The organism is Acinetobacter sp. A3 (assembly GCF_012371415.1).
Classification (GTDB): domain Bacteria; phylum Pseudomonadota; class Gammaproteobacteria; order Pseudomonadales; family Moraxellaceae; genus Acinetobacter.
In genome coordinates this window covers 21172-38267 of the sequence record NZ_JAAZQW010000024.1, presented here as the reverse complement: position 1 = coordinate 38267, position 17096 = coordinate 21172, and the positions used below count along the sequence as shown (strand labels likewise).

The window sequence follows — 17096 nt, the reverse complement described above, 5'->3', positions numbered from 1 at the left end:
TATTGTTTGAACCCCAATAAGCCAACTTTCCAAAATATGCTAAAAGGTTAAGTGGATTTCATCGAACTCAGGTTAAATAATAGTTTTAATACTACTAGAAAAGATGATCATGTAAATTGCAGAAAATAAAATTCAAAACCTTGCATCAGAGAAAATTTCTTATTGGTAGTAGTGATGTTTGAAAATTACTACTTATATTAAAACTTGAGCTAACTGCTATGTCTAAACGTTTAAAGTTTTTTCTTAGCCATTTATCAATCTCAGCAATGATTGCTTTGTTCGTGATCAGTATTGTGTTTTTTATATGGTATCCATCACCACTTGCTGTAGCCGTTGGTGTGACACATATCTTTTTAATGCTATTGGTCATTGACGTGATTTTAGGACCACTTTTAGGTTTATTGGTCTATAAAGATGGCAAAAAAACATTAAAATTTGATCTAAGTGTCATTATTCTTATTCAAATCGCGGCTTTATGTTATGGGGTATTTAGTATTGAACAAGGTCGCCCTGCATGGTTGGTTTATAATGTAGATCGTTTTGAATTAGTGCGAAAAAATGATCTTATTTTAGAAAATATTCACCAAGCACAACCTCAGTTTCAGCAGGTATCTTGGACAGGGCCACAATTTGCTGCAGTAAAATTAGCAGTAAGTCCACAGCAGCGTCAGAATGATATGTTTACCGAGGCATTAGGTGGTATTTCTCTTGCTCAACAGCCTGCTCGTTATGTAGAACTCACTCAAGCAAAAAACCAAATCCAACAACGTGCATTACCGCTTGCAGAACTGCAACAGTACAACTCAAAAGCAGACGTTGAAAAAACTTTAGCAAAATATCCAAATGCAGATGCTTGGCTACCCTTAAAAGCCAATGCAGTAGATATGGTCGTTTTAGTCAATAAAGAATCTGCAACCATCATCAAAATAGTAGACCTCAGACCGTGGAAATAATTTCTTAAGTTAAAAATGGAGAGTTTAAGTATTCCCCCACACAATTATTCCATTTCGAAACTGGCAGAATTCCAATCAAACTTGCTACACAAAGCACTGTCATCTTGCTTAAAAAAATATAAGATAGAGCCAGTTTTTTAGTCTAGTTTTCTTATGAAATCTGCATTGCTACTTTTGACTGCCATCCTCATCTCCCTTGCATGGCTATTGCCCATTCACTACCGCCCGTGGGTCACCTATACAGGCGAACTCTACGCATTTTTTGCTCTGTTTGCCCTTGCAGCCTGCCTATTCAAAGAAAAATTACAGATACCCAAAATCAGCCTGCCATTACTAGCATTGTGCAGTGTTCCGCTCATTCAGTGGAGTTTTGGCTTAGTCTACTTCTTTGACAAAGCCTTGCTCAGCAGCGTGTATATCTTTAGTTTTTGGCTGGCAATCATTTTGGGCTATAACCTCACGCAAAACAACAGCGAACGTGAACGCATCTTCGCAGGCTTTAGTTATGTGCTGCTTAGCGTGGGAAGTATGACCGCATTCATGGCAATTTGCCAGTGGCTCACACTCGACCAATACCTGCCAATGATGGTGGATATTAAAATTGGACAACGCCCTTACGCCAACTTCGCCCAACCCAATAACATGGCGACCTTTTTAATGATGTCACTCATGGCATGCCTATATTTATACGAAAAACAAAAATTTAAAACCGTGTGGATTGTGATTGCTGCTGCCATGATTTTGGTGGGTGTGGTACTCAGTCAATCGCGGACGTCATGGTTGGCATCGCTGTGTCTCTTGACCTATTTGGGCTATCAGCAATACCGTGGCGTGATGCGGATTAAATGGCGCTATAGCTTACTGTGGTTTGCCGCATTTATCGGGCTGATTTTTATCGCACCTGCTTTCAGTCAACTACTCTCACAAAGTGCAGACCTCTCGGTGCAATCTCCTGATGTGGTGCAACGCGCCACAGGTGATATGTCACGCTTGGCCATTTGGCAGCAAATGCTCGCTGCGATTGAACATCAACCGTGGTGGGGCTATGGTTGGCATCAAACCAGTGTGGCATATGTCACGATTAGCGAATTTGTGCAAGGTCCAGTGTGGATTCGTAGCGCACACAATTTTATTTTGGACTTTTTACTCTGGAATGGTGTGTTACTGGGCGTGCCATTTTTGGCGTATTTGGGTTATTGGGGCTACCAACTGCATAAACATACCCAGTCGGTGGAATCGGTTGTGGGGATTTTAATGCTCGGTGCATTTAGCGTACATGCCATGCTGGAATTTCCACAAAATTATGCCTATTTTCTGCTGCCCGCAGGCTTTATCATCGGCATGGTTCAGTCGCAATGGGTGTTAAAAGGCTTAACTTTATCTGCAATTTATTTACGCACGACTTTTGTGATTGGTGCATTGTTGTTGATGCTGATTTATCGTGATTATGAAGTAATGGTGCCAAAACTGAATCAGTCGGTACGTTATGAACAAACGCCTGAAAGAATCACCCATCAAGACCGTATTTTTGTACTGGAAGAATTTAACCGCCGCATTGCGTGGATTCGTTTAAATCCGTATAGCCAGCAAACACCTGAACAATTACAGGATATTCATGAAATTGTGTTGAATTACCCAACCCGCTACGATTTATTGAAATATGCACGCGTATTAGCATTTAACGGTTATGAAGCTGAAGCCAAAAAGCAATTATGGTTGTTAAGCACTTTGTGGCAGGTTAATGTGGATTATGCGACTTTATTGGATGAGGCAAAGCTGCGCTGATTTGTGTAGCGCAAGGAGGGGGATTTGAAAATAGTGAGCCAAATATGGTGAAAATTTTCAATGTTGAAAATCTCTCCCAACTTCTCTTTAAAAAGAGAGGGGGTATTCATTATAAAATTGATTTCATGTGCGAAAATTTAAAGAGATGCTGAACTTTTGTTCAGATAAAGGGAGTTGTGTTAGAATTGTATGATCTATTCAAACAATAAGGCATGCTGATGGCGAGAACTACAAGTGTAACAATTGGCCCACAACTCGATAACTTTGTGAGCAAACTGATTGAATCTGGACGTTATGGTTCAACCAGTGAAGTGATGCGATCTGCACTAAGATTATTGGAGCAGCAAGAAAATCAAACTGCAGCTTTAAAGCAAGCGATTGAAGCAGGTGAGAACAGTGGAGAAAGTACACTTAGCCTAAAAGATATTGCGGCTCAAGTGAAGCAGAAGCATCGTGTATAAGCTATCAAATTTAGCTGTCGACGACTTCACTGCTATTTATGAATACACCTTACTTAATTTTGGTGTAGCTCAAGCTGACCAATACACGCAACATTTGGAAAATACCTTTCATTTGTTAGTGAGTTCACCGCTGATTGGTTATGCATGTGTAGATATTGGCGAGGGAATACGCCGTCACGATCATCATCAACATGCTATTTTTTATAAAAAACAGGATTATGGAATTTTTATTATTCGGATATTGCATCAACAGATGCAACCCATGAAACATTTTTTTGCGTTATAAATACTTTTTTATAAATCCAAGAATTTAAAATGCGCATAAGTAAAATATATTGATATTGAGAGCTTCTTCATTAGAGATAGGCAAGATACTGAATTTTAGGTAAAGTGCCCCAAAAAACAAAAGACTGGAAAACCAGTCTTTTGAGTTATCTAAACCAGATGAATTTTAGAGTTGGCTTTGAATATAGTTTTCAATGCCTACCGTTTCAACCAAATCAAGCTGTGTCGTTGCCCAGTCTAAGTACTCTTCTTCTTTCTCCAGAATTTCCTGAACCAAATCACGGGTTACATAGTCCAATTGTTGCTCTGCTAAAACCACCGCTTTTTGAATCGCTTCAATATTTTCTTGGACTTTACGCACATCGCAGTTCAAAACTTCAACTGTATGCTGACCGATATACAATTTGCCCAAGTGTTGTAAGTTTGGCAGCCCTTCTAAAAATAAAATACGTTCAATAATTTTGTCAGCATGTTTCATTTGACGAATCGACTCTTTATATTCAGCCGAGCCGAGTTGTTCAATGCCCCAATCATTAAACATACGTGAATGTAAAAAATATTGGTTAATTGCAGTCAGGTGATGATACAAAACTTGGTTGAGTTGATTAATCACATCACGATTGCCTTTCATTGCAGCACTCCATCAACAATTTCTGCCTTAAACCGCTTAAGGCAATCTATATTTCTATCTTAAACAAGACTGGGCAAAATGGCGAGTGATTTATAGAACGGCAAATGAAAATCGCAATCAAAAACAATTAGCTAGGCAGTGTGAAGAAATGTAAGACAAGAAAAACCCGCTGTAGTCGAAAGCGGGAGAGGAAACACCGAGTAAAAATTATAATACTGAAATGCGAGAGAGCAATAAAACGTCAGTTTTAGGCAGCAACTGCAAGACGAGACGCAATTTGTGCAATTTCATCGCTAATGATGGCGCGAGTTTCAGGTGCACAGCGACCACAACAGGTGCCCAAGTCAAACATATCGCGAATTTCACGATAGCTGTCTGCACCATTGGCAACGGCTTCTTTAATGTCTTGATCTGTAATACCACGGCATAAGCAAACGTACATGAATGCAACCACAATAATGAAATAAGATAAGAGTTATTATTGATAATTATTATCGTTTGTCAATAAAAATCATTTGAAAAGCCATTTATTGTAATTGGGTTTTTGAATTAAAAAATGCCACTTAATAGGTGGCATCGTTTATTGGATTTTAAGTATTTGAATGATAATGACTTATGAATTGATAATCACCACGCCATCCATTTCAACTAAAGCACCTTTAGGCAAGCTAGCCACACCTAAGGCTGCACGCGCAGGGTATGGTTGTGCAAAGTATTCGCCCATAATTTGATTGACTAATTGAAAGTGTGATAAATCAGTCAGGAAAATATTGAGCTTGGCAATATCGGCCAAAGAACCGCCCGCAGCCTCACAAACGGCTTTTAAATTATCAAACACGCGGCGAATTTGCGCTTCAATGCCTTCTACCAATTCCATGCTGTATGGGTCTAAACCAATTTGACCTGATAAATAAACAGTATTGCCCACTAAAATGGCTTGAGAGTAAGTACCAATTGCTGCAGGTGCATTTTCAGTATGGATGACTTGGCGAGACATTGATTTCTCCTAAAATAATGTACGGACATCATAGACCATCCGACTGCATTTCAGTAGCCTGTTGAGTCTATAATGCAAAATTGGTGAATGTACGGCACAGTCAAACTATGTAGCCACATTAAATTAACAAGCTTTGGCTTCTTCTGCGATGCTGATGGCGCGCGCTAAACGGCTAATTCGTGGGAAACCGAAGTGCATACGCAAATCACGAATAATTTTGGCAATTTGCTTACGGTTATTCACCACAATATTCACATAGGTTTTGCCATCATGGCTGCGTACCATTTCTACTCCCGTTTTGGCCTTACGACATTGATAGATCAAATCGGAAATTTGTTCGTCATTCATATCCATATCAATGCTGAGATAAGCCGTAAAACTCACGTCATCTACATCTTCTGAAGTCCATTGTAGCGGCATGATATTTTCAGGATGTTGATGTTGCTCATGCAGTAAGTTGTTGCAACGCGCACGATGCACAATCAAGCCACGGCGTGACAAGTTACCCTGAATCGGATCGCCCAGTACAGGGTTGCAACAGTGCGCATATTTCACGTCAATGCCTTCTGTGCCCTGAATCAGGCGGTCAGAATGTTCGCTGCTGTCGTGATCGAGAGCGTAAATGTGATTTGCTACCAACTGTGGCAATAAATCTCCGACTGCAATTTGCTCAAATAAACGGTCTTTAGAGTCAATGTGGCGCCATTGCAACACATTTAACCAATCTGCTTCGGTCAAGTCTTGAATCGAGTGATTAAATAATTTCAGCGCACGGTTAAGCGCTTGCTGACCCACCAAACGCTGTTCTTCAATATCCTGATCACGCAGAATATTTTGTAAGGCACGACGGGCTTTTTGGGTATTAATAAAACTCAGCCAGTCTGGGTTTGGTGTGGCTAAAACATCAGTAATGATTTCGACCACTTGCCCGCTGGTGAGTGGTGTGGAAAGTGGTTTGCTTTCACCATTAATTTTTGTACCGACGGCATGGTTACCTAAGAACAAACTGGCTGCATAGGCAAAATCAACTGCGGTGGCGCCTTGCGGCAATTCATGTAAATGTCCGTGCGGTGTATAAACATGAATTTTCTCTTGGTGCAGATAATCCAGTAAATCGCTAAATGTAGTTTTAGCGCATTCACCATCAATCAACACGTTCAAGCTTTGCATAGAGGCTTGAATGGCAGAACGGCAGGCTTGCGGTGCGTTTTCACCCAAGACTACACCAAAACGTGCGGCTTTACGCATCAATTCAGTTTGAATGGTAAGTGATAAGGTGGTTTGCTCGCCTTTTAGACGCATCATGAGTGACTGGTTACCACCTGGCAATGGACGACGGATATGGTCTTCATAATGCAAGACCTGAAAGCTGTCACGTAAAATATCGGCTAAACGGTCACAGTCAGCAATACTTTGTAAAATAATTTCAAAGGCGTGGCTATGGGTTAGTTCTTGTAGATCAATATCGTTCTTTACAAAGTAGCGCAGTAATTCAATATTGTTATTTTTCTTTTTAATACGACCTGCAATTTGATTGTCTTGTAGCAGGTCGGCAAGGTTTTGTTCCCATTTAGACTGGTATTCACAGCGTTTTGGCTTGGTGTGCAAAAGGGCAGCTTGCACATCGTTATACATATCTAAATCTAGGTTTTGATAACACAGATGTTCAAGGTTATCCGCCATTTCATTCATACCCACGATACGTGCCATAGGTACAAACACATCAAAAGTTTCTTGGGCGATACGTGCGCGTTTGTCTGGTCGCAGCGCATCCAATGTGGTCATGTTGTGATAACGGTCTGCCAGTTTCACAATAATGACACGTGGGTCCTGTAAGGTCGCTTGCAGAATTTTACGGAACGATGCGGCTTTGTTGTATTCCTTGTCGCTCGAATGGCTCAGCTTGGTCACACCATCGACCAGTTCAGCAACTGTGCGCCCAAATTTCTCTGTGATGTCATCTTTGCTGAAGTCGGTATCTTCAATGACATCGTGCAATAGCGCAGCAATGAGCGTGTCGGCATCCAAACGCATGTGTGCCAAGATACAACTCACCGCAATAGGGTGTAACACATACGGTTCACCACTTTTACGGGTAACGCCATCATGCGCATGTTCAGCATAATCGCAAGCCGTAAGCACCTGTTCGACTTCACTTACGCTAAGGTAAGGTTCGATCATGGCTTGAAGCTGTTGTTTGGCTTGGCTGACCATCGTGCCTGGCATATAACACCCTTTAAAATACAAGTGATAATGAATCTACAGTTAGACCTTATAATGAAAAGCATATTGCATGACTTGTCAAATTTTTTCATGCCAAAATATAGGGTCTTTAGACCATTTAAAATAAGATCTTAATCCTTATGTTATAACGGTTTTTGGCCCAAGATTAAAGTTCAGGCAACAAAAAAGCCTAGTAAAAAACTAGGCTTTTTCAGAAAGTTGTTCTTATTGGAAAGAAAAACCATCTAAATTCAAGTTATTTGCTGAAAGTGCGAGGTCAAGACTTGAGGTTTGATAGTCTTGATCACGTTGTTTCAAAATGTCTTTAGACACATGACCCACAGCAATTTCACGTAATGCCACTACAGTTGGCTTGTCATTGTCCCATTCTACAGTTGGTTCAATGCCTTGACGTGCCAATTGACGCGCGCGCTTGCTTGCCACTAGTACAAGCTCAAAGCGGTTGTCTACATGGTCTAAACAATCTTCAACGGTAACGCGTGCCATAAGAATTCTCGTTCGAATAATAAATTTAAACAGACTGTGCAGTATAAGGTGCTTTGTCTATAGACTCAAGTTTTAATCACGCCGTTGGTGGGCTAATTAATTTCTGAATCAACTCTTGATGACGGTTGGCCTGTTGTGCCAAAACCAATCGGTTGGCAATAATGACCGCTTCTAAATCATGCAGTGCCTTATTAAAGTCATCATTAATAATCACATAGTCAAAATTGACATATTGCTGCATATCTTCCACTGCACAGCCTAAACGATGCTCAATCACTTCAACAGCATCTGTGCCACGGTTAGACAAACGCTCACGTAAATCGAATTGGCTTGGTGGGAGAATAAAAATTTGCTTCGATTCAGGAAAAAGATTGCGCACCTGCTGCGCACCTTGCCAGTCAATTTCCAGTAACACATCGTGACCTTTGGCTAACTGATCTTTAACCGTTGCTTGCGCGGTACCATAATAGTTGCCAAATACTTCTGCATATTCAATAAAACCGCCTTGTTCTACCAAGTCAATAAAATCTTGTTTTTGCGTGAAGTGATAATGCACACCATCGAGTTCGCCGGGACGTTGACCACGTGTTGTGTGAGAAACTGAAACGTGTAAATTATTCACACGCTCAAGCAGGGCTTTAACGAGGGATGTTTTGCCTGTTCCTGAAGCGGCAGAAACGACAAACAATAGACCCGACATGATATTTTTCCTGATATGATAAAATATCTTCTCTATTTTAGAGTAGACGCCCCTTAAACAAAATAGCCAAGATGGCTTTTGTTGGCATAAATTTTAAAACATCCCACCTATTTAACTTCAACATAGAGGGTTCTATGGAAATTGTATTGGCGAATCCACGTGGTTTTTGTGCAGGTGTAGACCGAGCAATTGCGATTGTAAATCGTGCCCTTGAGTGTTTTAACCCACCTATATATGTACGTCACGAAGTGGTACACAATAAATTTGTTGTAGACGACTTGCGTCAGCGCGGGGCAATTTTTGTCGATGAGCTAGATGAAGTACCAGATGACAACATTGTGATTTTTAGTGCGCACGGTGTATCTAAAGCAGTACAACAAGAAGCAGAGCGTCGTGGTTTAAAAGTGTTTGATGCGACTTGTCCGTTGGTCACCAAAGTACATATTGAAGTCACCAAATATGCGCGTGAAGGCACCGAAGCTATTTTAATTGGGCATGAAGGCCACCCAGAAGTTGAAGGTACGATGGGACAGTACGACAAGAAAAATGGTGGTGAAATTTATTTGGTAGAAGATGAGGATGATGTGGCTGCACTTGCGGTTCAGCATCCAGATAAAGTGGCTTTTGTAACGCAAACTACTTTGTCGATTGATGATACAGCCAAAGTGATTGATGCCTTGCGCCAAAAATATCCGAATATTCAAGGGCCACGTAAAGACGATATTTGTTATGCTACTCAAAACCGTCAGGACGCAGTGCGCGACTTAGCCAATCAATGTGATGTGGTGTTGGTGGTGGGTTCGCCAAATTCATCTAACTCTAACCGTTTACGTGAGTTGGCTGAACGTATGGGGAAACAAGCCTACTTGGTGGATAATGCCGATGAATTAAACCAAGCATGGTTTAAAGCAAATACAAAAATTGGTGTGACTGCGGGCGCATCTGCACCTGAAATTTTAATTAAACAGGTGATTCAACGCTTGCAGGATTGGGGCGCAACAGCACCTGAAGAGTTGGCTGGACGTGAAGAAAATATTACCTTTAGTTTGCCCAAAGAGTTACGTATTCCAGTAACACAGGCTTAAACTGCGAAGCATATAACACTTTAAAAAACTGATTAAAAATAGGCAGATAACCGTTGAATGACGGTTATCTGCTTTTTTATGCCTTTTATCCTGAAGTGTGAGGGTTTTGTAAAGTTGTTGGTTACTATTTTTAATAGGGCAAAGTCTGTGTCTTGGGGGGAGTATGCGAAAAAAAGAAAACGGGTTCACCTTAATTGAGTTGATGGTGACGATTGCGGTGATGGCAATTATCGTGATGATGGCGGCTCCGAGTCTTATGCCTTTAGTGTATAAAAAACAACTAGATACAAGTGCAAGAGAGTTAGCTCAAACGATGGCTAAAGTACGTGGAACGGCGATTGCTTTGCGAAAAGAAGTTTCACTTGAATTTAAAGATACAACAAACACAGACCATCAGTTTTACTGGTTGCCTGGTAATGATCAAATCCATGTTCTTGCAAAAGCAACTCCTGAAGGTATTACTTTTTCACCTGTAGGTTTAGCAAATAAAAGAACAACTTCACTTAAAAGATATGTAAGGAATCCTAATTACGATCCAAATTTGGATGAAGACCCATTAACTAATCCAAAGTTAATTATCGAATGGCAGGATACGGAAGATTTGGTGTTTGAATTATGTCATGAGAAGGTGAGAGAGATTAAGTCAATAAAAATATTCAAAAGTGGCTTGATTAGTAACATTGAAACAAAAGAAAAAGTGGGGAGTTGCACATGAATACTAAATATCAGCTAGGTGTTGGAATGATAGAGGTATTGGTGTCTTTGGTCTTACTTTCCATTGCTGTATTAGGTTTTTCTGCATTGCAGTTTAGGGCGCTAGATGCGATGCAGGAGGCGAGTGATAGAACTGTAGCAATGTCTTTGGCAAGAGATCTTGCTGAAAGAATAAGAGTAAATAGAACACAATTGGTTGAATATAAAACAAAAATTAATGGTTCTTCTTCTGGAGAGCCTAAGGCTTGTAAGGTAGCTGATTCCAGTGCGACAACAATTAGCACAACACCGATGTGTAATCGTGCTGAGATGGTGTCTTACGATGTGAGTCAGGTGCTTGGAGCTGCTAGACAAGCTGGGATGAAACTTGTAATAGATAGATGTCAGGGAGGGGATCGTGAGTGTGTGTATATCGCTTGGGGAAATACAATAATTAGTGCAACGAATGTATCTGCCTGTATGAGTGATGGGGTTTATGTAGCTGGAGCGACTTGTTTGGTGATGGAGGCATACGGAACATGAATACAGTACGTGGTTTTACATTACTTGAGCTTATGATTGCATTGACTTTAGGTTTGTTGATTAGTGCTGCAGCAATTCAGGTATTTGTTACAGCAAATCAGGGAATAAACTTTCAGCAAGGTGCGGCAAATATACAAAATAGTGGGATATTTGGTCTAGATTATATTGTTAAAGATATTCGTCGTTCTAATATCGATTCTAATCAGGCAGCCATGACTGTAGATACTCAGCATGGTGGTATCGTTCTAAAAGCTGAAAACCTTACATCTGTTGCATCCACTTTGTCCGATGATGTTAGAACTCAGTTAGAAAGTTTTTTGACAACTTCAGCAGTGGGGCCTAGTAATTTAAAAGATCTTAAGAGTGATCAGTTGGTCATTCAATATAAAAATACTATTGGTAGTCAATACAATTGTGAAGGAAAGCGGGTGCTTCCTAATCAATTTGTTGTGCAGCGCTATTTTGTAAAAGAGGAAAATGCATCTGGTGTTAAGTCATTTTCATTACGGTGTAAAGCTTATGAGTATTCAGGAGATAATGAAACTGTATTTAATTTGTCGGGTGATGGCGAAATGCTAATACCTAATGTTGAACACTTTAGAGTGCTATTTGGTATTGCTAAAGACACGGGAGTTTCTCCAGATGGGGTGATGGACCAGTTTGCATATGTTTCACCTTCCGAATATAAAAAACTTGCAGATAAGCCTCAGATTGTTTCTATACAAATGGGGATTTTATTGCGATCACCTGAAGCAGTTTCTAAGGGTACAGACAAAACAAGCTTTACTGTATTGGATTTGGTGAACAAAGAACTCATTTCCCACAATAGTAATTCTAAATATATAAGACAAGTTATTACTCAAACAATTGCTTTGCGTAATGGTTTTGGTGTGAAAAATCAAGCGGAGTAAGCCATGAGAACAAAACATACAGGCAATACCTTAATTGTGGTCTTGGTTTTATTGTTGCTGATAATGATTGTGGGGACTTGGGCAATTAGGGGGGCGATTACCTCATTGAATATTACTACTAATGCTCAAGCACAGTCTTTATTGGTACAGAACTCTGATGCTATTTTCTTTCAACTGGAAGCATATACCGATGATGCATTGAAGATTGCTGAATTACAGCTTGATAATGGCATGATTGGATTTGCGAATAAGAATGAAAACAAGGGTAAAGAACTTGTTTATTGTGTGCGTAAGAATGAGTCAACAGATAAATATAATTTAGGAAAAGCAAGTATCGTTTATTGGCAAGGTTCAACAATTAAAAAAAATGATTTAGGTCAGGATGGGTATTGTAAGAGCAATAAAAGTAATGACTATGTGTCTAATAGAAATGCAGTGATGACTCGAGTAGGGGTTCGGTCTGCTACAGAGAATCGTAAGGATTGGACGCACAAATATGAGGGTTCTGACTCTGATACTTATGGTGGTAAAGATATTGGTACAATAATGGTGAGCGCAATTTCATATTTACCAAATCTTTCAAGTGCAAAAAGAGAAGAAATTGACAAGTGTGTGATGAACTTTCCTAGTTTTAATGTTGTAGTTGCAGGAAATACATTGAATAGCGTTACAGATTGTTTAGCAGAGTTGAATGTTCCATATAGTAGTCAAGAAATGGAATATCAACTTAGACAAGTCAATTAAGGTAGGAGATATAAAATGAAATCAAGTAAAATTTTGAATCGTACTGCCTTACATAAGGCGAAATTCAGCGTGTTGGCAGCATCTATTACAACGCTTATGTGTAGTGGTGTGAATGCAAGTGATATTGAAATTTATAGAGCCCCTTCAGCTTCTGCTGGTGCGACCACCGTTCTATTGATGTTAGATAAATCTGGCAGTATGGATTTCATTGATTATGAGGGCATGACAATGGATCCAGAAGCCAGCTATTCTTCACCAGATTGTCCAGGAGGGTATACTAAAAGAAATGTGACTGAAGAGGTAGGTGTAATAGATAAGCAAATACTCTCATATTATCAATGTGAAAAAGCAGGGGTAGATCCTGTTATGCGCAGAATATACTCATTAAAAAAGGGTTTGTTGCAGACGTTGTTAGGTGATGCTGAAGATTCCGAATTGAAACCATTAGGTGATGAGCTGTATATAGGGCTAGCTACTTTTTCTGGAAGTAAGGGTGGTATTAATGCTGAAGCTAAGCGTTTAGATGAGGTATACACGATTAATTATGGAAATTGGCCTTTCTCTGATAGGGTAACTCAGAGCCATAGAAAACATCTTGCTAGGATGATTGTTGGTTTGAATGCAAGTGGGGGAACTCCAACACCTTATGCTTATGCTGAAGCAGCAGCTTATTTATTAGGAACTCAAACAGGGGGGGGGACGCACAGTAGCTCAAATTCAAATTATATTCCGCCCGTTTCTATTTCCTCTCAGACTGCAGAAAGTAAGCAGTGTAGTGCACAAGGTATCTATTTCTTAACTGACGGACGTCCAGAGCCAAGTGGGTCCACCAATACGGCGCGTAACCTGATGAGAAATGCTCTTGATAATACAAGTTTTGATTGCTCTGATAGTCCAATGGGAAATGATGGACCTTACCATGATGAACGTAATGGTTGGGCATGTATAGGTAAGCTTAATGAGCATTTATTGCTTAAAAATGAAAAAACAAATCCAAAAAATTTAAAAATTTTAACGGCTGTGGTTGGTTTTGGTAAAGATTTTAATGGCGATGGGGGATCAAATGATGTGTTGGAGGCTAAACGTTGGGGTGAACAGGGTGAGGGGGGGTGGTACTCTGGCCAACACGCAAGTGATATCGTAAAAAGTTTTACACAATTCTTGAAAACTGTTAAGACTGAGATTCCAGGGGTAAGCACTGGGACAGCAACTGTACCTGTAGATGCCTTAAATAGCTCTGCTATACAACCTTATGGTTATTTCCCACAATTTGTACCCAAGGTAGCCACATGGCAAAAACAGCAAACATGGTACGGTAATTTAAAAAAATATTTTGCGGTCAATGGTTCTTTATATGGCACGAAAAGTGGTGCCGAGCCTGTAATGCAAAAAGATGAAATTAAAAATGTTATCGGAGAGTGGAATAACTCACAATTTGATAATAGCTCGCCTGAAATTGCGTTTCGTTATGGTGCTTTAAGCCAGTTAATGCGAGGCTACAATGCTGACTTAAACCCTAAAGAACGCATAATTTTCACTGACTTTATATATAAAGATTCTCAAATTGGACAAAATCTACTGTTGAGCTCATTTGATCCAGACACAAATCAAATTGAACGTCAGGCAATTTCGACTTCATATAATTTAGATGCAACAGCACCATATCGTGAAGAATTAATGAACTTGTTAGGCTATGAAAATGCAACGGGTGGGCAAGACTTACAGAGTTTAGCAGCTACTAGTATTTCTGACCGTGTAGCACAAATAGGCGCTATTTTGCATTCAAATCCTATTTTAATCACCCAGTCTGGAAAGCCATTTGTTAATAAAGTAACTAAGGCGGTAGATACTACAAATCGTGAAGATTATGTTCTGTTCGGCTCAACACAAGGCTTGTTACATGTATTGGATGCAGAAACAGGCAAAGAAAAATTTACATTTTTACCTAAAGAAATAATAGAAAATCAAAGTGAAGCATTTAAATATGATAGTGGTAACACTTCAGGTGGGAAAGAAAAATTATATTATGGTATTGATGGGGAGTGGACTGCACATACAGTTTATGTAAGTAAAACTGATGGGACGTTAACTGTGAATGGTGGTTCTCGCACAATTATTAATGATTTTGGTAATGAGCAGAAAATTAACATAGAAGGGAAACAATGGGTATATGGTGGTATGCGTATGGGGGGGCGAAGCTATTATGCGTTAGATCTTACTAATATTGATAGACCTCAGGTTAAGTTTCATATCGACCCAAATAATCGAAAAATTCATTATTTACATGGTTCAACAACTAAGTATCATGACATTTCTGAACTACAATACATGGGACAAAGTTGGTCTAAACCCACACTTGCATATGTAAATTGGTTCGGCACTAGAAAGTTGGTGATGCTTGTTGGTGGTGGTTATGATGCTGGTGGTACAGACGGAGATGGTTTATACACAACTAAACTTGTTGGTGGGGTTTGGGTTAAAGATAAAAGAAATGGTTATGAAGGATATGAAAAGCCTAACTATGATCAAACAAATAAAATCGGTGCTGGTGTTTATATGTTTGATGCAGATAATGGTGATTTGCTATGGTCTGTAAGTGGTAATTATACGAACACAACAACTGGCAGCCGAAATATTAAATTAAAAGGTAGCGGTGTTGGTATGGATTATAGTGTTGTAAGTTCAATCAAAACCGTAGATCGTAATAATGATGGATTGGTGGATCATTTATATTTTGCTGACCTAAAAGGTCAAGCTTTCCGTGTAGACTTTAACCCAACAAGTGGCGAATTTAATTCCCAAGTGAATAAAATTTTAGATATATCTTCGACAAAGCAGCGTTTTTATACCGAACCTACATTTACAATTCATTCTCAAGGTGTGGCTGTTGTAAGTTTTGCATCAGGGAATAGAAGTAGCCCACTGTATGGAAAAAATATAAGTGTGACAACAGCGGATGATTACGATGGAGTATTTGTTGTATATGACTATGATAACTATTCGACTAAATATCCAACGGCGACTTTTGGTACTCGCACCTTAGGAAATACATCAAATGGTGGGGTGACTAAATTACGTCTATTAGACACACGAATTACTGATGATATATCGAGTGATAACAGTAAACGACCAGTAATTAATAAAGTAAACGGAGATGGTGGTTGGTATTATTTGTTTAACAAGGAGGAAAATCTGACAAATACGGTAACTAAAGGTAAGCAAATACTTAAGAGTTTTGCTTCATTGGTTGCTGTAGAAGGAGATCTTTATGTGCCTGTTTTTGATGCATCTAAGGATGGAACTACAGGGAGCTGTAGCGCAGGTGTTGCTGGTGAGACAAGTTTACAGCGCTTTTGTTTACCTTATGGTCATTGTAAAGATAATATTTTCATTACCTTAGGTGCAGGTATCGGTGAACCGATTATGGGTGGAGGTCGAGATGGAGATAATAATAAGCGTTCTCTCTTGATCTTAAATGAAGATAAAAAAAATGGAACTGGATCAACAGGAGGCACTACGACTGTAACTCAGATTAAAGACTATGGTAGTGGTTTAAAATTCATACCTAATCGTTGGTATGAGCAGTATGCTCAGGGTGGTGGTTAATGCAAACAGGAACTAAAGGTTTTACTTTAATAGAACTTATGGTTGTTGTGGTTATCGTAGCTATTTTAGCTGCGATAGCTTTGCCTAGCTACCAAGAGTATCTGCGTAAAAAAGATATGGCTTTAGCCCAGCAGGAATTGTTGAAATTAGCTGATCAATTGGAAAGGCACAAAGCTAAAAATTTTTCATATAAAAACTTTAATCCTCAGTTTTTATATGAAGGTACAACTAGTCCATTAAGTATTATTTATGTGCCAGGTGTTACTTTAGATGCAACAAAATCAAAATATAAAATTGAAATTAAAGATATAAGTTCAACTACGGTCACAAATTTACTTACAACAGATTTAGGTGCAGCTTGGTCTATGAAAGCTTCACCTGTAAATAATGATCCTAGGTTATATACTTTTCTAATCACAAGCCATGGCTTAAAGTGCAAAGCGCGTGAAAATAGCAACGTGTCTTTTGTTGCTTGTACAGGACAAGGGGTTGAAGAATGGTAGTAAACAAAGGACTTACTTTAATCGAGTTAATGATCGTGGTTGCAATAATCGCAATTTTAGCTGCTATTGCTTACCCTTCTTATCAGGAATATGTGCAAAGAACGAAGAGGGTCGAGGCACAAGTTGAACTAATGGAAATTGCGAACAAATTGGCTAGTTATAAATTAGCGAATGGTTCATTTTATGGAGCGAATTTAACAAAGGTGTATGGCAGTAGTAGTATTTCTAAATCTGGTTCTGCAACATACAGCTTAGAATTATCAAGTACAGAAATAGATCCCACCCATAACTGGGTATTGACTGCTAAACCTATTGGTTCCCAAGCTAAGACTGGCGCTATGACGATAGATTCTACAGGGCGCCAATGCTGGTTTAAAGGTAAGGATTCACCAGTAACAACAGATACTTGTTCCGCTTGGTCCGATAAATAAATTCTAACTGCTGATAACCTAAAATTTGATCTTTCATT

The 17096-nt window shown here is 39.4% G+C and carries 18 protein-coding genes; 12 read left to right on the top strand and 6 right to left on the bottom strand.

The annotated features are described in order from the left end of the window. Positions 1-218: 218 nt before the first annotated feature. The 4 genes from tfpZ (at position 219) to HHA42_RS08975 (ending at position 3485) form a co-directional block, all read left to right on the top strand. Positions 219-953: a TfpX/TfpZ family type IV pilin accessory protein gene (gene tfpZ / locus HHA42_RS08990; RefSeq protein WP_168526226.1), complete on the top strand. Its 735-nt coding sequence runs from the start codon at positions 219-221 to the stop codon at positions 951-953. A gap of 153 nt (positions 954-1106) precedes the next feature. Continuing rightward, complete coding sequence (locus HHA42_RS08985; protein WP_168526224.1) at positions 1107-2738, top strand: O-antigen ligase family protein; 1632 nt, start codon at positions 1107-1109, stop codon at positions 2736-2738. Between the two features lie 218 nt (positions 2739-2956). Then, positions 2957-3199, top strand: coding sequence for a type II toxin-antitoxin system ParD family antitoxin (locus tag HHA42_RS08980; protein ID WP_004974509.1), 243 nt, complete (start codon positions 2957-2959; stop codon positions 3197-3199). Next, on the top strand, positions 3192-3485 hold the full coding sequence (locus HHA42_RS08975; protein WP_070153485.1) for a type II toxin-antitoxin system RelE/ParE family toxin: 294 nt from the start codon (positions 3192-3194) through the stop codon (positions 3483-3485). The genes HHA42_RS08980 and HHA42_RS08975 overlap by 8 nt, the downstream gene beginning before the upstream one ends. A gap of 165 nt (positions 3486-3650) precedes the next feature. On the opposite strand, the gene bfr is transcribed toward HHA42_RS08975, so the two are convergent. The 6 genes from bfr to gmk all read right to left on the bottom strand — a co-directional run bounded on the left by bfr (position 3651) and on the right by gmk (position 8542). Beyond that, complete coding sequence (gene bfr / locus HHA42_RS08970; protein ID WP_131260631.1) at positions 3651-4115, bottom strand: bacterioferritin; 465 nt, start codon at positions 4113-4115, stop codon at positions 3651-3653. 247 nt (positions 4116-4362) lie between these two features. After that, complete coding sequence (locus tag HHA42_RS08965) at positions 4363-4557, bottom strand: bacterioferritin-associated ferredoxin (RefSeq protein ID WP_004974511.1); 195 nt, start codon at positions 4555-4557, stop codon at positions 4363-4365. 171 nt (positions 4558-4728) lie between these two features. Further along, complete coding sequence (locus HHA42_RS08960) at positions 4729-5112, bottom strand: RidA family protein (protein WP_004809961.1); 384 nt, start codon at positions 5110-5112, stop codon at positions 4729-4731. A gap of 123 nt (positions 5113-5235) precedes the next feature. Further along, positions 5236-7338: an HD domain-containing protein gene (locus HHA42_RS08955; protein ID WP_168526222.1), complete on the bottom strand. Its 2103-nt coding sequence runs from the start codon at positions 7336-7338 to the stop codon at positions 5236-5238. A 222-nt stretch (positions 7339-7560) separates the two neighbouring features. Next, on the bottom strand, positions 7561-7842 hold the full coding sequence (gene rpoZ / locus HHA42_RS08950; RefSeq protein WP_004896248.1) for a DNA-directed RNA polymerase subunit omega: 282 nt from the start codon (positions 7840-7842) through the stop codon (positions 7561-7563). 76 nt (positions 7843-7918) lie between these two features. Then, a complete protein-coding gene (gene gmk / locus HHA42_RS08945) occupies positions 7919-8542 on the bottom strand; it encodes a guanylate kinase (RefSeq protein WP_168418475.1) in 624 nt (207 codons plus the stop codon). Positions 8543-8676: 134 nt separating this feature from the next. Here gmk and ispH point away from each other — a divergent pair, with 134 nt between their 5' ends. The 8 genes from ispH to HHA42_RS08905 all read left to right on the top strand — a co-directional run bounded on the left by ispH (position 8677) and on the right by HHA42_RS08905 (position 17058). Beyond that, positions 8677-9627: a 4-hydroxy-3-methylbut-2-enyl diphosphate reductase gene (ispH, locus tag HHA42_RS08940; protein ID WP_016658473.1), complete on the top strand. Its 951-nt coding sequence runs from the start codon at positions 8677-8679 to the stop codon at positions 9625-9627. Positions 9628-9790: 163 nt separating this feature from the next. Beyond that, the gene (locus HHA42_RS08935) at positions 9791-10342 is read left to right on the top strand and encodes a prepilin-type N-terminal cleavage/methylation domain-containing protein (RefSeq protein ID WP_168526220.1); all 552 of its coding nucleotides are present in this window, start codon (positions 9791-9793) and stop codon (positions 10340-10342) included. Further along, on the top strand, positions 10339-10863 hold the full coding sequence (gene pilV / locus HHA42_RS08930; RefSeq protein ID WP_168526218.1) for a type IV pilus modification protein PilV: 525 nt from the start codon (positions 10339-10341) through the stop codon (positions 10861-10863). The genes HHA42_RS08935 and pilV overlap by 4 nt, the downstream gene beginning before the upstream one ends. Continuing rightward, positions 10860-11774 carry a PilW family protein gene (locus tag HHA42_RS08925; RefSeq protein ID WP_168526216.1) on the top strand — a complete coding sequence of 305 codons (915 nt, stop codon included), beginning with the start codon at positions 10860-10862 and terminating at the stop codon, positions 11772-11774. The genes pilV and HHA42_RS08925 overlap by 4 nt, the downstream gene beginning before the upstream one ends. Before the next feature lie 3 nt (positions 11775-11777). Continuing rightward, positions 11778-12518, top strand: coding sequence for a hypothetical protein (locus tag HHA42_RS08920; RefSeq protein ID WP_168526214.1), 741 nt, complete (start codon positions 11778-11780; stop codon positions 12516-12518). Positions 12519-12533: 15 nt separating this feature from the next. Continuing rightward, positions 12534-16124, top strand: coding sequence for a hypothetical protein (locus HHA42_RS08915; protein WP_168526212.1), 3591 nt, complete (start codon positions 12534-12536; stop codon positions 16122-16124). Continuing rightward, on the top strand, positions 16124-16627 hold the full coding sequence (locus HHA42_RS08910) for a type IV pilin protein (RefSeq protein ID WP_168526210.1): 504 nt from the start codon (positions 16124-16126) through the stop codon (positions 16625-16627). Before HHA42_RS08915 ends, HHA42_RS08910 begins: the two co-directional genes overlap by 1 nt. Continuing rightward, the gene (locus tag HHA42_RS08905) at positions 16621-17058 is read left to right on the top strand and encodes a type IV pilin protein (RefSeq protein WP_168526208.1); all 438 of its coding nucleotides are present in this window, start codon (positions 16621-16623) and stop codon (positions 17056-17058) included. The genes HHA42_RS08910 and HHA42_RS08905 overlap by 7 nt, the downstream gene beginning before the upstream one ends. The last annotated feature ends 38 nt before the right edge of the window (positions 17059-17096 follow it).